Consider the following 16321-nt stretch of genomic DNA (forward strand, 5'->3'; position numbering starts at 1 on the left):
AGTAGAGAGCAGAGGAACCTCGTCTACTCTCTACTCACTGATGTCTACTCACTCGGCTTCTACTGCTTCTCAAACCGGTGAAAGAAGCTCGAATCCAGATAGTGCGGTGTCGCTGGATTGTTCGCAACTTCGGTCGCCAGGTCGGCGTAGAAGCTGTTGAACTGCGCGGCAGCGACGAGGTCGACGGGCTGGTCCAGATCATCCGTCGTTGAGTGATACCGCTGCGCCAGCCAGTTGCGCCAGGCCTTGTACTCGGGGGTGCCGAACTCCCAACCGAACTTCATGGCGAGGGCGGGGACGCCGGCCTGCACGAAGCTGTATTGATCCGTGCGGGTGAAGCTGTTGCGATCGGGCTCGGGATCGTTGGCGATGATGATGTGGTGCTCTGCGCCGACCTTGCGGGCGTCGTCGCCCAGCGTCGATTCGGCCAGCCCTTGTACATGCAGCTTCTTGAAGGCGAACAGCGGCATGAACATGTCGAGGTTCAGGTCGGCGGTCAGCGTGCTCGCGGGCACCGTGGGGTGGCTGGCGAAGTAGCGTGAGCCGAGCAGGCCTTTCTCTTCCGCGGTGAAGCATAGAAAGAGGATGCTGCGCTTGGGACGCTCGCCCTTGGCGGCTCGGGCGCTCATCAGTTTGGCGGTCTCGAGGACCGTGGCGACACCCGAAGCGTCGTCCATGGCGCCGTTGTAGATGCGCTTGTTGGGGTCGGCGGGGGGCGTGGTGACGGGTTCGCCGACGCCGAGGTGATCGAGGTGCGCGGAGACCAGAACATACTCGGCCTTCAGCTTGGGGTCGGAGCCTTCGAGCTTCGCCACGATGTTGGGCGAGACTACCGTCGAGTGCTCCACGGAGACGTGAGCCTTGACCGACTTGTGCAGGTCGAAGCGGGGCAGCGGCTTCTGGGCGTCGGCGAGGGCGAGGAGTTCGGCGAAGGTGTGACCCGTGCCGGCGAAGAGCTTCTCAGCCTCGGCGGGATTCATCGTGACGCTGAGGGTGTGATTGTGGAAGTTGGCCAGCGCCGGATGTTCCTTCGCGACGGCGAGGTCGGCAGGCGTCGCGGCGAGGGTCATGGCAGGCTGCGACGCGCCGGTGGCGACGCGCTCGAAGCCGAAGTCCATGGACTTGGGCGTGGGGATGCTGATGACGCCGACGATGCCGAGCTCGGCCAGCTCGCGCGCGTGGGGCGAGGTGCGGGCGTAGCTCTTCAGCGGGCCGGGAAGATCCGAGGGACCGCCGTTGATCTCGACGACGATCTTGCCCTTGAGTGAGGCGGCAGGGAGATCGGCGGAGTTGAAGTCGTCGTAGCCGCTTTCGGGCAGGTGCAGACCGTAGCCGATGAAGACGATGGGAGCGCTCACGTCGCCCGGCGGGTTGGAGCGGGCTCCGAGGATGGCGTCCTTGCCGAGAACGAGCGGGGCGGTCTTGCCGTCGTTGGTCAACGCGAGCGAGGACTTCGACTGGTCGACACGGGTCACGTCGAAGTGCACCTGCTGGAACCAGCCGCCGTTCTCTCCGGCAGGCTTCAGGCCGTCGGCCTTGAACTGATTCACCACGTAGTCGGCGGCCTTGAGGTACTCGGGCGAGCCCGTGAGGCGGCCCTGCATTGCGTCGCTGGCCAGGTATTGCACGTGGGCCCACCACTGTTTGCCGTGGGCTAGATCGGTAGATGGATCGGTGTCGGCGGGCAGGGCGGAGAACGCCAGCGTGGCGGGAAGGAGCGTGGCAGCGGTGGCAAGACGAAGGACGCGGCTGTTCATCGGTGGCTCCAGCAGGTTCTGGTTTCGGTGAAGGTGAGGCTAGCACAGGCGCCGTGTCATCAGCCGTTGCGGTGGCGCTGGTATCCTGAGGGTCTCGGAGGAACCACTATGTCTGAAACACCTTTGCCGCTTCCTGCTGCTCCTGTCACGATTACGGTCCGTCCTAACGGCCCGCTGCGCGTGGAAGGCCACATCATCCTGAAGGACGTTGACGGCAAGGAATGGGACCTGACCGGCAAGCCGGCGATCAGCCTGTGCCGTTGCGGTCTCAGCGAAAAGCGTCCGTTCTGCGACGGCTCCCATGGCCGCCAGGGCTGGCAGTGCAACGTGATGGCGCCGGGCGAGAACCTGGGCTAGGCGAATCGGGGGCGGGGTACCCCCCCCCTCCCCCTGTTTTCTGCAAAATATTCAAACGGCGTGGGTTACGAGGGTACTTGGTGGCATCGAGCGTCGTCACGCGTCGCATGCGAGACGCGCCTTAGCGGCTCAAGTCGCTATTCGCTGAAGCTTCAAATCTCACGGCAGAAGTCCATCAGCGGTACCAGGATGTCCGGGACGACCTGCCGTTCGTTGGCTGTTGATGTGTCGGGCCTTCAGCCCTCGGACGTTCTGTAAACCCCAACCTAGGCCTGCGGCCCAGGCTAGTATGTATCGGGCCTTTGGCCCTCCTAACGACCTGCTACGAGGTTTCGACAAAGAGCCCTAGATTCATTGTAGAGAGTTGAGACGGGAACTACGCCAAATGGCGTGCGGAGTGTCGATGACGAGGATGATGTGCTGGGCCGCGGCGGTATTGCTTGCGGCGACGTGCGGAGTGCAGGCGCAGGAGCCTGCGGCGGGCCTGAAGTATGAGCGCACGGAGGCGATGATCCCCACGCGCGACGGTGTGAAGCTGCACACGGTCCTCATCCGCCCGATCGGCAGCGAGAGCGGCGAGAAGCTGCCCTTCCTGATGCAGCGGACCCCCTACGGGGTTGATGGCGCTTCTCCGGAGAGCGTCTCGCGCTCCAAGCCGGAGCTGGCGGCGAGCGGATACATCTTTGTGTTTCAGGACATCCGCGGGCGCTACAAGAGCGAAGGCACGTTCGTGATGAACCGGCCGGTCGTCGCCCACAAGACGAAGGCCGATGTCGATGAGACCACGGACACCAACGACACGATCAACTGGCTTCTGAAGAACGTGCCGAACAACTCGGGCAAGGTGGGCGTATTGGGGGTCAGCTATCCGGGATTCCTGGCGATGATGGCGGGGATCGACGCCAGTCCTGCGGTGAAGGCAATCAGCCCGCAGGCGCCGATGACCAACATCTGGAAGGGCGACGACTTCTTCCACAACGGCGCCTTCCGCGAGACGTACGGCTTCGACTATGTGCAGGAGCTGGAGGCGCAGAAGACCGACGGCACCGTCGATTCCAAGGAGGATCAGTACGACTTCTTCCTGCAGCATGGCAACTTCGAGGGCGCGGCGACCTCGGCGCACATGGAGAACCTACCGACGGCGAAGGTCTTTCTCTCGCAGCCGAGCTATGTGAAGTTCTGGCAGGACATGGCGGTTGAGCCGCACCTGAAGGCTCCGGAGGTTCCGACGCTGGAGGTGGGTGGCTACTGGGACCAGGAGGATATGTGGGGCACGCAGGCTGAGTATGCCGCGCTACGGGCCGGAGAAGAAAAGGCGGGCCTTCGGCCTGGCTCGAATCCCAATGATCCAAAGCACCGGGTCTTCATGGTGCTGGGACCGTGGAACCACGGCGGCTGGGGCCGCGGCTCCTGCACCGAGCTGATGAGCAACTGGGGCGGCGTAGGGTTCGGGGGCAAGAACATCTGCGGCGAGTACCACACGATGTTCGAAGCTCCGTTCTTCGAGTTCTACCTGAAGGGCAAGCCGGGCTTCGACCTCAAGGACACGGCCAGCTTCCGGACGGGAGAGAACGCCTGGCATCGTTATCCGGTATGGCCTCCGGTGGAGGGATTTACGACCAGGAAGCTGTACCTGGCTCCGGAGAAGAGGGCGACGTTTACCTCGCCGTCGGGTGCGTACGACGTGAAGGCTGCGGCGTATGTCGCTGATCCTGCGGACCCGATCCCATTCCGGCATCGGCCGGTGCAGTCGACGTATGGGGATGGCTCGACCTGGCGGACGTGGCTCGTGGAGGACCAGCGGTTCGTCTCGGGACGCAAGGACCTGGCCAACTTCACCACGCCGGCTCTGGATCATGACGTAACCGTGGCTGGCGACGTGAAGGCTGATCTTTTCGCGGCGACGACGGGCACGGATGGCGATTGGATCGTGAAGCTGATCGACGTCTATCCGGATGGACAGGAGCTCATGGTGGCCGAGGAGATCCTGCGCGGGCGGTATCGCAACAGCTTTACGACGCCGGAGCCGGTGAAGCCGGGCGAGGTGAACGAGTACAAATGGAGCCTCCACGGCATGGACCACACCTTCCTGAAGGGCCACAAGATGATGGTGGAGGTGCAGTCGACGTGGTTTCCGCTCTACGACCGGAACCCGCAGACCTGGGTGGAGAACATCATGAAGGCGCCTGCGTCGGCGTACAAGGCAGAGACCATTAGCATTTATGGTTCCGCGAAGTATCCGTCGCATCTCGACCTACCGGTGTCGAGCGATAGCGAGCTGCCTTAGTCTTCAGCAAGAGGATGCCACGAAGGCACGGCTGCAGCCGTGCCTTCGTGGCGTTCCGGAGAGAGAAATGCAGCCTGCCTTAAGCATCCCTTCAGCGGGTCCGCGGTAAGGTCATAGACCAGAAGGCCAGCGTTACGAAGAGTTACAAACTCCGGGGAAACTTTTTGATTTCCCTAGCGTCTCCTCAGCATCAGTCCAGACAGGGGGTACCGTCCGGAGGCTCGGCGCATCCCGGCCCCCCGATGTTCCCCATGTGACTGAGAAGATTGGCGCGGAGGAGGAATTTCGCGCACGAGTTTTTCGATGCGCCATGCATCGATCTCTGGAGTTTCTCGAATGACGAAGACGGTTCGCACAGCGGTTTTGTTTACAGCGAGCCTGGCGATTGCCAGCGTAGCAATGATTCCCGCAGAGATGGTCGCTCAGGCCACGGCGACGCCGCACCAGTCCGGTACGGTGAAGTCTGTGGAGGGCGATAGCCTGACGGTGACCAACGCGGCCGGCCAGGATTACACGGTCAAGGTTCCGGCCGGGGTCTCGATCCTGAATGTACCTCCCGGGGCGAAGAGCCTCAGCACCGCAACGCCGGGCCAGATCAGCGACGTCGCGGTGGGCGACAAGGTGATTGTGACTGGTACCGACGGCGATACGGGCACAACCCTTACTGCGCGCCGCGTGGTGCTGATGAAGTCGGCGGCGATCGCTGACCTCCACGCTGCGGAAGAGGCTGCGTGGGCGAAGGGCGCCGGCGGCATTGTGAAGAGTGTGGATGCAGCGTCGGGCACGATTGTGGTCTCGAGCGGCATGAAGCCGGTGACGGTGAAGACGACCGCGACGACGGATGTGAAGCGCTACGCGAACGGTTCGGTGAAGGCGGCGGACGCGGTGAAGAGCAGCATCGCAGAGATTCATCCGGGTGAGCACCTGCGGGTGCGCGGGACGAAGTCGGAGGACGGTTCGACGATTACGGCGGACGCGATTCTGGCGGGCGACTTCAAGGATTATTCGGGGCTGATCTCGGCGATTGACCAGACGGCTGGGACCATCACGCTGAAGGACCTGACGACGAAGAAGTCGGTGACGGTGGTGGTGGGCGCGAACTCGGACATGCGGGCGATTCCGGAGATGATGGCTCGTATGGTGGCGGCACGGATGAAGGGCGGCGCAGCGGCTGGTGCTGGAGCTGGCCGTCCGGGTGGTGCGGCGGGCGCAGGTCCGGGGGCAGGTCCAGGCGCTGGGGCGCCGGGAGGCGGAGCTGCGGGTGGTGGTTTTGGCGGAGGCGAAGGCCGTCCGCGAAACATGGACCTTGGGCAGATGCTGCAGCGGCTGCCGACGCAGACTCTGGCGGAGCTGAAGCCGGGCGAGGCGATCATGATCGTTGCGATGCCGCCGATGACGGGCTCGGGTCCGGCTACGGCGGTGACGTTGCTGTCGGGTGTGGAGCCTCTGCTGGAGGCTGCTCCGAACGGACAGGGAGTTTCGCTCTCGGCGTGGAGCCTGGGTGGCGGGGATGCAGGCGCTGCGGGCATGCCGCAGTAGCGTTTTGGCGCTGTGCCGCGGTGATTCGACGGCGGCAGGTACGAAGAGTTTGAAGACCGGGCAGGGCGGATGCGCGAATGCGGACCGCGCCCCCGGGAGACGTGTGGATCCGGCTCGTATGGTCGGACAAAGAAATTCGCGTATGCGTGCCCCAAGGCCGCGACGACTGAGGAGAAGGAATGACGCGCAGGAAGATGCAACTCGGAGCAGTGGCTACGATGCTGGTGCTACCCGCCATGCTGTGGGGACAGGCGGCAGCGGTCACCGCGGCTCCTGGGACCTCGCCCCAGGCCGCAGCGGCGGCCCAGACGGCGGCGGCGAAGGCTCCGGCCTCGGCGACGAAGGTTCATGGAACGATCACGGATCCTGACGGAGAGCTGATCCCAGGTGCGACGATCACGCTGACGCCGTCCAGGGGGCCTGCCGTGGTGGTCAAGTCGGGTTCGGACGGTACGTACGCGGTGAGCGCGACTCCAGGAACGTACACCTTCGTCGTCAGCATGCCGGGTTTTGCTTCTTACGTTGGCAACGGCGTCAAGATCACTCCGGTGGTGAGCATGACGCTGGATGCGAAGCTGAAGATTGGCACCGCGGACCAGGTCATCAACGTGGATGCCGACTCGGTGCAGCTGTCGGTCGATGCGGACTCCAATGCGAGCTCGACGATTCTCTCCGGTAAGGACCTGGAGGCGCTCTCGGACGATCCGGATGAGCTTTCGAGCGAGCTTCAGGCGCTGGCCGGCCCCTCGGCCGGCCCCAACGGCGGCCAGATCTACGTGGATGGCTTCACCGGTGGTCAGCTGCCGCCGAAGTCGTCGATCCGCGAGATCCGTATCAACCAGAATCCCTTCTCGGCGGAGTATGACCGGCTGGGCTTCGGGCGCATTGAGATTCTGACCAAGCCGGGCACGGACAAGCTGCACGGCAATATCCAGGTTAACGGCGATCCCTCGCAGTTTGATACGGCGAACCCGCTGACGACGGGCTATCAGCCGCCGTATCACACGACCTTCATCTTCGGAAACATGACCGGTCCAGTGAACAAGTCCGCGTCCTACAACCTGGGTGGCTCGTTCCGTCAGATCCAGGACGACTCGTTTACCAACGCGACGATCTATGCGCTGCCGGGAACGACGACGCTGTGCGCCGCCCAGACGGCGGGCTGCGCTTCGACCAGCTACCAGACCTCGACGTACTACCCCCAGACGCGCGGTGACATCAACCCTCGCCTCGATCTTGCGCTGGGCTCGAAGAATGTTCTGACGACGCGCTACCAGTTTGTGCGCAACGTTTCGACCGATGCCGGACTCGGGAACCTGACGCTGCCTTCGGCGGGCTACAACACCAACTCGATGTCCAACATCGTGCAGGTGAGTGACTCCGAGACGGTGAACTCGCACATCGTGACCGAGACCCGGTTCGAATATGAGCGCGAGCATGTAGCGAACTCGACGACGAACAACAGCCCCAGCGTGTCGGTCTCAGGCGCATTCAACGCGGGTGGCTGGAGCGGACAGCTGCTTTCTGATCACCAGGACCACTGGGAAGTGCAGAGCTACAGCTCGATCCAGCTGAAGAAGAACTTCATCCGCTTCGGTGGCCGCTACCGCGCAACGCGTGAGGCGGAGAATACCGCCGGCAACACGAACGGCTCGTTCCAGTACAGCAGCCTGACGAATACGAACGGCAGCACGCTGGATACGAGCTATGCGACCGGCAAGCCGCGCCAGTTCGGCTACACGATTGTGAACAATCACAAGATCGGTGACACCTACCAGGATCTTGGCCTGTACGCCGAGGACGACTGGAAGCCCAAGTCCAACCTCTCGATCAGCTACGGCCTGCGGTACGAGACGCAGAACCACCTGGGCGATCATCATGACTTTGCTCCGCGTCTCAGCTTCAGCTACGGCATGTTCTCCGGGAAGGGATCTCCCAAGACGGTGCTGCGCGGCGGCTTCGGTATCTTCTACGATCGCTTCGCGCAGAGCAGCATTCTGAACCTGCAGGCGGAGAACGGCACGAACGAGACCGTCTACACGATCAGCAACGTTCCGACCGGTTGCTCGGCGCCTGCGCCTGGGACGACGCTCTCGTCGACACTGCTCGCGACCTGCCTTGCGGGCGCGACTGCTTCCTCGCAGACGACCTACCAGACAGCAAGCAACCTGCGCACGCCTTACATCGTGCAGGAGGCCATCGGCGCGGATCAGCAGGTGGGCCGGATGGCGACGCTGTCCTTCAACTACATCCACTCGCAGGGTGTGCACCAGCTGGCGACACAGAACATCGGCTACGTTCCGGAGACCACGCCCGGTGTGGTTCGCTCGACGGCGACGTACCAGTACTTCAGCGAGGGCATCTTCAACCAGAACCAGGCGATGGTGAACGGCCGCATGCAGATGTCCAAGCGCATCTCGCTGTTCGGATACCTGTCGTTCAGCAGCGCGCACGGTGATTCGTCGGGCGCTGGTTCGGCGATCTCCACGCCGGGCAACATCTCGGCAGACTACGGCCGGACCTCCTTTGCGGTGCGCACGCGGTACTTTGTGGCTGGTTCGGTAACGCTGCCGCACTACATCCTCTTCAGCCCGTTCATGATTGGGCAGAGCGGCAACCCTTACAACATCACGAGCGGTTCGGACGACAACGGCGATACGTTCTTCAACGATCGTCCGTACCTGGCCAACGGGGCGACGCCCAACGGCACAACGATCAAGTCAATCGCCGGTTGCGGTACGTTCGCTCTGTCCGGCTCGCAGCCTACGGGCTCGACGATTGTGCCGATCAACTACTGCACGGGACCATCGCAGTTCACGTTCAACTTCCGCCTGACGAAGACCTGGGGTTTTGGTGGCATGCGTAATGCGCCGGCTGGACGGGGTCAAGGTGGTCAGGGCGGTCCTGGTGGTCCGGGAGGTCCGGGCGGCGGCGGCCGTGGTGGTGGCGGCGGCGGTGGCCGTGGCGGTGGTGGCGGCGGCGCAAACTTCGGTGGCGGCGGTGGCGCCAGCACTGGCAAGCACTATAACTTTGCTCTCGGCCTGCAGGTACAGAACCTCTTCGGGAACAAGGACTACGCGACTCCGCAGGGCGCCCTGACTTCGTCAAACTTCGGCACGTCCACCCAGCTTGCAGGCGGACCCTACACTACGAATGCAGCGACTCGCCGCATTGCGCTGCAGGCGTCCTTCCAGTTCTAGATCGCCAGCAGGTTTCCGATGCCTTTCCGGGCATCGCGACCGGCTGGAAAGATGTCCACTCGGGTGCCCCGGGGCCGTCGATCGGCCGCGGGGCTTCTTTTTTGCCGCCGTGGAATTCCCATCGTACGGACTCCCTTAGCATTGGTTTCATGCGTAACGATTGTCCCGTGCTGGAGGGACGCCACGTCCGTCTGGAGCCGATGCAGCTCACCCATCTGGATGGCCTTGTGGCCGCAGCAGCCGTCGATCCGACCCTGTACGGGTGGACGATCGTCCCGCAAGGCCGGGCGCCCATGCTCGGCTATATGGAGAGCGCCATCGCGGCGCGCGAAGCAGGCTCTGCCGTGCCGTTTGTGCACGTGCGGGTTGAGGATGGCCGCGTGGTGGGATCGACGCGATTCTTCGATCTGGATCGCTGGGCGTGGCCGGAGACGCACGAGCGCTTTGCGGGCTCGATCTACGATGGCTGCGAGATCGGCTGGACCTGGCTTGCGGCGGATGCTGTCCGCACGGCTCTCAACACCGAGGCCAAGCTGCTGCTGATGACGCACGCTTTCGAGCGGTGGAACGTCCTGCGTTTGCAGCTGTCGACCGATGCCCGCAATGAGCGCTCGGCCGCAGCGATCGAGCGGCTGGGTGCGAAGCTCGACGGCAGGCTCCGTGCGCAGAAGCTGGCTTCGGATCTCACGCCGCGGCTGTCGCTGCGTTACTCCATCCTGAACGACGAGTGGCCTGCGGTGAAGGCAGGGTTGGAGCATCGGCTGGCGCGGAGTTAGCCTCCTGTCTCAGAGGGACTGCCGTTATTGCCGTCTGGTTCGTGATTTCCGGGGCGGGGGCTTCTACTCAGATCCGCGGGAGCGGCCGAAGATCGAATGGCTGCGGAGCGGCAGCAGGTCGGGGTCGCGCTCGAGGAACGGCTCCATCGGAGGGGCCATGGCGGGCAACGGCTCCGGCTCGGGGTGCTCAAACAGTGACGGCTGATCGGCCGGGCTTGCCACGCCTTCCACGACGACGGTCTTGGCGTTGAGGAACTCCCGCATGCCTGCGCTGGAGAGCTCGCGGCCGTAGCCGGAGTGCTTGATGCCGCCGAAGGGCAGGCGCGGGTCGCTGGCGACGGGGGCGTTGAAGAAGACGCAGCCTGCCTGGATGCCCTCGGCAAGCCGCTCCTGCTCTTCGGGGTCGTTGGTCCAGCAGCTGGCGCCGAGGCCGAAGGGGGTATCGTTCGCGAGCTCGATCGCGTCTTCCACGTCCTCGACGCGGAAGAGCATGGCGAGAGGGCCGAAGGTCTCTTCCTTGGCGACGGCGGCATCGCGTGGTACGCCCGCGATGACGGTGGGCGGGAAGAAGCAGCCTGGAACGGCACTCGTGTCGACGGCGTTTTCGCCGAAACCGGGACGGCCACCGCACAAGAGGCGTCCGCCGGCGGCGACCGCGGCCTGTACCTGAGTCACGAGTGCGGAGACGGCGCTGGGCATGGCCATTGGGCCAAGTTCCGTGGTCTCCCGCATGGGATCTCCCACAACAGTCGCCTGCATCGCTGCGACGAAGCGTGTCTCGAACTCGTCGTAGATCGCCGTGTGGACCAGGAAGCGCTTGGCGGCGATGCAGCTCTGGCCGTTGTTGATGAGGCGGGCCTGCACGGCGTTGGTAACGGCGGCATCGAGGTCGGCGGACGGAAGGACGATGAAGGGGTCGGAGCCGCCGAGCTCCAGCACGGATTTCTTGATCAGCCAGCCAGCCTGCGCGGCGATGGCGCGGCCGGCGGCTTCCGAGCCGGTGACGGTGACGGCGGCGACGCGCTTATCGGCGAGGACGGCTTCGACCTGCCGGGCTTCGATGAGCAGCGTCTGAAAGACGCCGCGGGGGAAGCCGGCGCGGCGCACCAGGGCCTCGATGGCAAGGGCGCACTGCGGCACGTTGGAGGCGTGCTTCAGGAGGCCGATGTTGCCGGCCATCAGCGCCGGCGCGAGGAAGCGAAAGACCTGCCACAGAGGGAAGTTCCACGGCATGACGGCGAGGACCACTCCCAGCGGGTCATAGCGCACGTAGCTCTGGGCATGCTCGGATTCGATCGGCTCGGGCGCAAGGAAGCTGTCGGCGTTTGCGGCGTAGTAGCGGCAGCCTGCCGCGCACTTCAGCACCTCGGCGCGTGCGGAACGCAGGGTCTTGCCCATCTCGGCGGTCATCAGCGCAGCCAGATCGTCGGCGTCGTTTTCCAGCTGGATGGCGAGGCGGCGCATCCAGAAGGCTCGCTGGCCGAGGGGCTCGAGGGGATAGGTCACCGCAGCCTGAGCGGCGAGCGCGAGCTTGGATTCGAGCTGTTCGGGCGTGAGGGCGTCGAAGCTGCGGAGCAGCTGGCCGGTGGCCGGGTTGAGGGACTGGATGGGCATGAGGCGAGGGTTCAGGGGTTAGGGCTCAGGGCCCAGAGTTAAGGGTCAATCAACAGTTTACGGGATTGAAAGAATGATTTGCGGTTCCAGGCGCGATTGGGTGGCGGAGCCCGTGAAACCCGGGGCTGAAGCCCCCTTCGTGATCGCCGGCGTTCCGCGGGCTGAAGCCCGCTGCTACTCCGCCTCGCGTAGCTGGCAGGCGATCTGGAATCCCACTCGTTGCGAGGATGCCATCACTATCACGGAATGGGGGCTGGGCATTCCCTCTGCGGCTGAAGCCGCCTTGCAACCGCGTGCTCTTATGGTGGGACTGAAGTCCCGCCCTGACAAAACACATCGAGGGCTCATCCTCACTCGTTGGCGAGGCGGGCGAGGGTGAGGGCCAGGACACGGGTTCCTAGCTCGATGGCTTCGGGTGTCGAGTACTCGTCGGGCCGGTGGGAGACGCCGTTGCGGCAGGGGATGAAGAGCATGGCGATGGGCGCGATCTGAGCGATGAAGGTGGAGTCGTGGTACGCGCGGGAGACCATTTTGCGGTAGCTTGCGCCTTCGGCTTCGCAGACGGCCTCGAGGGTGGCCACGATGGACTCGCTGGAGTGGGCGGGGGCGTCTGCGTTGACGAACTCTTCGGTCACCTTGACGCCGCGCCGCTGCTCGAGCTCGCGGATGTCAGCGCGGACGGCGTCCATGGTGCCGTTGCGGCGGTTGACGTCGGTGTCGCGGATGTCGAGGTTGACGAGGACGCGGGAGGGGACGGCGTTGACGTTGCCGGGGTGGATCTCGAGCTTGCCGACGGTGGCGACGGAGTCGACGCCGGAGTGGCCTGCGGCCCTGGCGGCGGCGTTGGCGGCTAACGTGTGGCGCTCGATGGAGAGGATGAGCTCGGCGGCGGCGCAGAGGGCGTCGCGGCGGTCGGGCATGAGGAGAGCGCCAGCGTGTCCGCCGAATCCTTCCACGAGGAACCGATAGCCCGCCGGGGCGGAGATGGCAGTGACGATGCCGAGGGCGATGCCATCGCGTTCGAGAAGCGGGCCCTGCTCGATGTGGAGCTCGACCCAGGCGTGGTAGTGGTCTGCGGCGAGCTTGACGTCGGCGAGCGAGCCGGTGAAGCCGGCGGCGGTGCGGACGTCGTGGAGGGTGAGAGCTATATCCGGCTTGGGGGCGCTGGGGTCGGATTCAGCGATGCGATCGGGGAACGCGTCGGCGGTGTGCGGATCGAGGACGCCGCCGAGGAGCCGCGAGCCGAGGCAGCCGATGCCGAAGCGGGTGGGCTCTTCGCTGGTGAGCAGGAGGAGCTCGAGGCTTCGTTTGGGCTGGAAGCCGGACTCCTTGAGTGCGCGTAGAGCTTCGAGGCCGCCTAAGACACCGACGGTGCCGTCGTACATGCCGGAGTGGGGTATGGCGTCGATGTGGGAGCCGGTGCCGACGGCGGGGAGCGAAGGCTCGGAGCCTTCCCAGCGGATGAAGGTGTTGCCGACGGGGTCGACGCGCACGGTGAAGCCTGCGGCTTCCGCGAGGGACGTGAGCCAGGCACGGGCTTCGAGATCGCGGGGCGTGAAGACGATGCGCGTGACGGCCTGCGTGGGCTCGGGGAGCGAGGTGTCCGTGTTGGGCGGGCAGTCGGTGATGGTGGCGAGGTGGTGGAGCTCGCGGAGGAGGCGGTCGGTGTTGATGGGGAGGGTCATGGTTCTCTATTCGTGCTCGGTGAGGTGCGCTAAGTCGCCCGGCGTAGCCCAGTGTATGCAATCCACAGGATTTGCATCGATTCCGGCCTGCGCCCGGGTGATGAATCCTTCGGGAACCCAGGCGAGGATGGCTCCGTCGGAGTACCAAAACCAAGTGTCCCAGGGCGGCGTGTCGTGAAGGTCGAAGAAGCCGTGTGAGGAGGCCTCGGCGGCACCGCAGTCCACCGTCTCCATGGGGAAGTAGACGAGGAGGCGTCCGCGCGACTGCGAATCGTCGCTGTGTTTGATCGTCGCCGGCCTCATCTCATTTAGTCGTTCCGACCGGCGCAGTGTCAGTTGCGCTATGGAGCGACCGTACTGCTCGTATCTCCGTTGAGACCAAACCCCGATTGGATCTCCGTCGTTCCAAGGCTCTGGCTCGAGGGCTCTTGACGGATCAATTTCAGGACTTCGAAGGTTGTGTGTTTGCGAACTGTTGAGCGAACACCAGGCGACCGTTTCCGCGAGCGCTTTTGCAGCGGCCGGAGAGAGCCGAGGAGGAGCAACGGGTTGGGGACTTGAGAGGCCAAGTCGGATCATCGGCTGCGCGTTCCCTGGAGACTACGATCGTATCTCGAAGGTAGATTCTGGTGGTCGCCGTCCGACGTGGCTTCGCGCCCTCAGCGGCTGAAGCCGCATCGATGGGAGGTCTCTTTTGTCACGGCTGAAGCCGTGACCTGCCGTCCGTGCTGGGTGACGGTGTGCGCTTTCCCTTGGGGGATGTTCACGCGTGTCACATAAGGGACTGGGATCGCGCGAAGGTCAGGGGGGAGCTCGCGCGTTCGATTCATGGACCTCAAGCAGCGGCATCCGTCGAGGATCGAGGGCGTCTACGCCAGGGTATGGCGATTAAAATCCTTGTAAATAAGGTATTTTGCGGGGGCCTTGCCTAGCGCGCCGAACCATTGGGGGCAGTAGGTGGCCATCCAGATGAAGTCGCCTGCCTGGGTGGGGTACCAGGAGTCGCCGACGCGGTAGATGCCGCCGCCTTCGAGCATGAGCAGGCCGTGCTCCATGTAGTGGACCTCAACCTGGGAGAGTGCGGCACCGGGCTGGTACTCCATGGTGTTGCAGGCGAAGTCGAAGGCGATGGACGCGGGCATGAGCGAGCGGACCTGGAGGTCTTCGTCGCCGCCGAGGGGCGTACCGGGGAGGTCGGGTTCATGACCGACGAAGAACCAGGGGACCTCCTGCTCGCCGCGGGCGGCGATGAGTTTGGCGTGCTCGAGCGAGAGTGGTTGGTACGGCTTTTCGATGACGGCGACGCGAGCTTTGGTGTCGGCGGTGAGCATGTGCTCGTAGCCTTCGGGGCAGAAGGCGAAGCTGCCGGCGGTGAGCTCGTGGGGCGTGGGGCTCTCGGGTTCGGAGAGCGCGAGCGAACCTTCGAGGACGTACAGCAGCCGCTGCGTGGGACCTTCGGTGAGCGTGCCGCCGGGCTCGAGCTCGACGGTCATCTGCGTGAAGCCGGCGCCCGTTTGCGGGGCGACGTGGATGATCGCCACGCCGTCGGTGAGGCCGGGGAGCGGCGTGCGGATGAAGGTATCCGGGGTGAGGAAGAGATGGTCGCGCCGGTTGGCGCTGCGGGTGTGGCCGAGTGAGTGCATATAGGGATGAGTGAGTAGAGAACAGTGAGTAGAGAGTAGTGAATAGGGAATGCGGCCCGGCGTCAAGGGTGGGTGGGGTTCAGATCCCAGATGCCAGTGGGCCAGATGCCAGTGAAAGAATCTGGTTCGAGTCGTGGGATTCGAGTTGCGAGTTGCGAGTCCTTCGGGCTACCGCAGCCAGCCAGCGTTCTCACTACTCACTACTCACTGATCTTGTGCGGATGCAGGTGGATGAGCAGGTTGAGCAGGGTGGCGAGGGCGGCTTCTACGTCTTCTTCGCGGACGTTCTCGTCGGGGTGATGGCTGAGGCCTCGGGGTGAGCGCACGAAGAGCATCGTCGTGGGCACGTGGGGCGCGAGGATCATCGAGTCATGGCCTGCGCCGGAGAACATTGGCTCGGCATCGAAGCCGGCTCGCTCGGCGGCGCGGTGGAGGGCGGTGGTGAGGGTGCGGTCGAGGTTTACGGCCTTCTGCTCGGCCATAGCCTTGGCAGAGACCTTGACGCCGCGATGCGTCGCAGAGGACTCGGCCTTGGTCAGCAGGTGAGCGACGGCGGCATGACGCGACTCGTCCTTGGGGTGTCGGACATCGAGCGTGGCATGGACCTTGGCGGGAACGATGTTGGTCGCGCCGGGGTAGGCATCGACGCGGCCGACGGTGGCGACGAGCTGCTTGTAGTTGGCGGCGTACTGCTCGACTTCTACGATCCACTGGGCGGCGGCTACGAGGGCATCGTGGCGCAGGGCCATGGGGGTGGTGCCAGCGTGGTTGGCCTGGCCCTCGAAGGTGAGCTCGAAGCGGGACTGGCCGACGATGGCTTCGACGACGGCGAGGGAAGCGTCTTCCTTCTCGAGGACGGGACCCTGCTCGATGTGAACCTCGATCGCGGCGAAGGTGCTGGGCGCGAGCGGGCAGGTTTCGGGGATTCGGGTTGGATCCAGCCCGAAGCTGCGGATGGCCTCGGCGACGGAGATGCCCTGCTTGTCTTTGCGATCGAGCATTGCGGCGTCGAGCTTGCCCACGACAGCGAGCGAGGAGAGGAATGGGAAGCCGAAGCGTGCGCCCTCTTCTTCGGCGAAGGCGATGAGTTCAATGTGGAAGGGAAGGGCCGTGGCGCCGAGCTCCTCGATGGCCGCGAGGCCAAGGAGCACGCCGAGCGGGCCGTCGAAGGCACCGGCGTTGGGGACGGTGTCGATGTGCGAGAAGAGGACGAGGGTAGGTGCGTCAGGCTTTCCGGAGCGGCGGACGGCGCGCAGGTTGCCGGCGTCGTCGGTACGGGATTCGAGCCCGGCCTGACGCATCCACCAGCTGATCAGGGTGTGTGCATCGCTTGTGGCGGGCGAAAGGAAGAGGCGGGTGGTCTCGCCGGGGATGTCGGTGATGCGGGCCAGCTCGCGGCAACGGGTGATGATCTTAGCGGCGCGGGTGGTGGGGTCGGGGGAGACTGCGTTCGACATGCAGGG

The 16321-nt window shown here is 64.5% G+C and carries 11 protein-coding genes; 5 read left to right on the plus strand and 6 right to left on the minus strand.

What is annotated here, in order from left to right:
• Nucleotides 1-59 precede the first annotated feature (59 nt).
• Nucleotides 60-1757, minus strand: a complete 1698-nt coding sequence (locus tag C4S68_RS07765) for a M28 family metallopeptidase (RefSeq protein ID WP_103932486.1) — start codon at nt 1755-1757, stop codon at nt 60-62.
• Between the two features lie 108 nt (nt 1758-1865).
• On the opposite strand from C4S68_RS07765, the gene C4S68_RS07770 reads away from it, so the two are divergent.
• The 5 genes from C4S68_RS07770 to C4S68_RS07790 all read left to right on the plus strand — a co-directional run bounded on the left by C4S68_RS07770 (nt 1866) and on the right by C4S68_RS07790 (nt 9916).
• A complete protein-coding gene (locus tag C4S68_RS07770; protein ID WP_103932487.1) occupies nt 1866-2114 on the plus strand; it encodes a CDGSH iron-sulfur domain-containing protein in 249 nt (82 codons plus the stop codon).
• Nucleotides 2115-2517: 403 nt separating this feature from the next.
• Entirely contained in the window at nt 2518-4401 is a 1884-nt protein-coding gene (locus C4S68_RS07775) for a CocE/NonD family hydrolase (protein ID WP_235011447.1), read from the plus strand.
• A gap of 336 nt (nt 4402-4737) precedes the next feature.
• Complete coding sequence (locus tag C4S68_RS07780) at nt 4738-5940, plus strand: hypothetical protein (RefSeq protein ID WP_146072069.1); 1203 nt, start codon at nt 4738-4740, stop codon at nt 5938-5940.
• Nucleotides 5941-6119: 179 nt separating this feature from the next.
• Nucleotides 6120-9140, plus strand: a complete 3021-nt coding sequence (locus tag C4S68_RS23375) for a TonB-dependent receptor (protein WP_103932489.1) — start codon at nt 6120-6122, stop codon at nt 9138-9140.
• Nucleotides 9141-9289: 149 nt separating this feature from the next.
• A complete protein-coding gene (locus C4S68_RS07790; protein ID WP_103932490.1) occupies nt 9290-9916 on the plus strand; it encodes a GNAT family N-acetyltransferase in 627 nt (208 codons plus the stop codon).
• A 63-nt stretch (nt 9917-9979) separates the two neighbouring features.
• Here C4S68_RS07790 and C4S68_RS07795 read toward each other — a convergent pair whose 3' ends face one another.
• From C4S68_RS07795 to C4S68_RS07815, 5 genes are all read right to left on the minus strand, one after another.
• The gene (locus tag C4S68_RS07795; RefSeq protein ID WP_103932491.1) at nt 9980-11530 is read right to left on the minus strand and encodes an NAD-dependent succinate-semialdehyde dehydrogenase; all 1551 of its coding nucleotides are present in this window, start codon (nt 11528-11530) and stop codon (nt 9980-9982) included.
• Between the two features lie 350 nt (nt 11531-11880).
• Nucleotides 11881-13215, minus strand: coding sequence for a M20 family metallo-hydrolase (locus tag C4S68_RS07800; RefSeq protein ID WP_103932492.1), 1335 nt, complete (start codon nt 13213-13215; stop codon nt 11881-11883).
• A 6-nt stretch (nt 13216-13221) separates the two neighbouring features.
• Nucleotides 13222-13518: a hypothetical protein gene (locus C4S68_RS07805; protein WP_103932493.1), complete on the minus strand. Its 297-nt coding sequence runs from the start codon at nt 13516-13518 to the stop codon at nt 13222-13224.
• Nucleotides 13519-14084: 566 nt separating this feature from the next.
• On the minus strand, nt 14085-14858 hold the full coding sequence (gene allE, locus C4S68_RS07810; RefSeq protein WP_103932494.1) for a (S)-ureidoglycine aminohydrolase: 774 nt from the start codon (nt 14856-14858) through the stop codon (nt 14085-14087).
• Between the two features lie 200 nt (nt 14859-15058).
• On the minus strand, nt 15059-16315 hold the full coding sequence (locus tag C4S68_RS07815; RefSeq protein WP_103932495.1) for an allantoate amidohydrolase: 1257 nt from the start codon (nt 16313-16315) through the stop codon (nt 15059-15061).
• Nucleotides 16316-16321: the final 6 nt, after the last annotated feature.

This window comes from Bryocella elongata (assembly GCF_900108185.1).
In the GTDB taxonomy this organism is placed as follows: Bacteria; Acidobacteriota; Terriglobia; order Terriglobales; family Acidobacteriaceae; genus Granulicella; species Granulicella elongata.

What these genes read in the sequence shown, in the direction of transcription:
- C4S68_RS07805 (WP_103932493.1), bottom strand. Translation starts at nt 13,518, where the DNA reads ATGAGGCCGGCGACGATCAAACACAGCGACGATTCGCAGTCGCGCGGA.
- C4S68_RS07795 (WP_103932491.1), bottom strand. Translation starts at nt 11,530, where the DNA reads ATGCCCATCCAGTCCCTCAACCCGGCCACCGGCCAGCTGCTCCGCAGC.
- C4S68_RS07770 (WP_103932487.1), top strand. Translation starts at nt 1,866, where the DNA reads ATGTCTGAAACACCTTTGCCGCTTCCTGCTGCTCCTGTCACGATTACG.
- C4S68_RS07815 (WP_103932495.1), bottom strand. Translation starts at nt 16,315, where the DNA reads ATGTCGAACGCAGTCTCCCCCGACCCCACCACCCGCGCCGCTAAGATC.
- C4S68_RS07775 (WP_235011447.1), top strand. Translation starts at nt 2,518, where the DNA reads ATGACGAGGATGATGTGCTGGGCCGCGGCGGTATTGCTTGCGGCGACG.
- allE (WP_103932494.1), bottom strand. Translation starts at nt 14,858, where the DNA reads ATGCACTCACTCGGCCACACCCGCAGCGCCAACCGGCGCGACCATCTC.
- C4S68_RS07790 (WP_103932490.1), top strand. Translation starts at nt 9,290, where the DNA reads ATGCGTAACGATTGTCCCGTGCTGGAGGGACGCCACGTCCGTCTGGAG.
- C4S68_RS23375 (WP_103932489.1), top strand. Translation starts at nt 6,120, where the DNA reads ATGACGCGCAGGAAGATGCAACTCGGAGCAGTGGCTACGATGCTGGTG.
- C4S68_RS07800 (WP_103932492.1), bottom strand. Translation starts at nt 13,215, where the DNA reads ATGACCCTCCCCATCAACACCGACCGCCTCCTCCGCGAGCTCCACCAC.
- C4S68_RS07780 (WP_146072069.1), top strand. Translation starts at nt 4,738, where the DNA reads ATGACGAAGACGGTTCGCACAGCGGTTTTGTTTACAGCGAGCCTGGCG.
- C4S68_RS07765 (WP_103932486.1), bottom strand. Translation starts at nt 1,757, where the DNA reads ATGAACAGCCGCGTCCTTCGTCTTGCCACCGCTGCCACGCTCCTTCCC.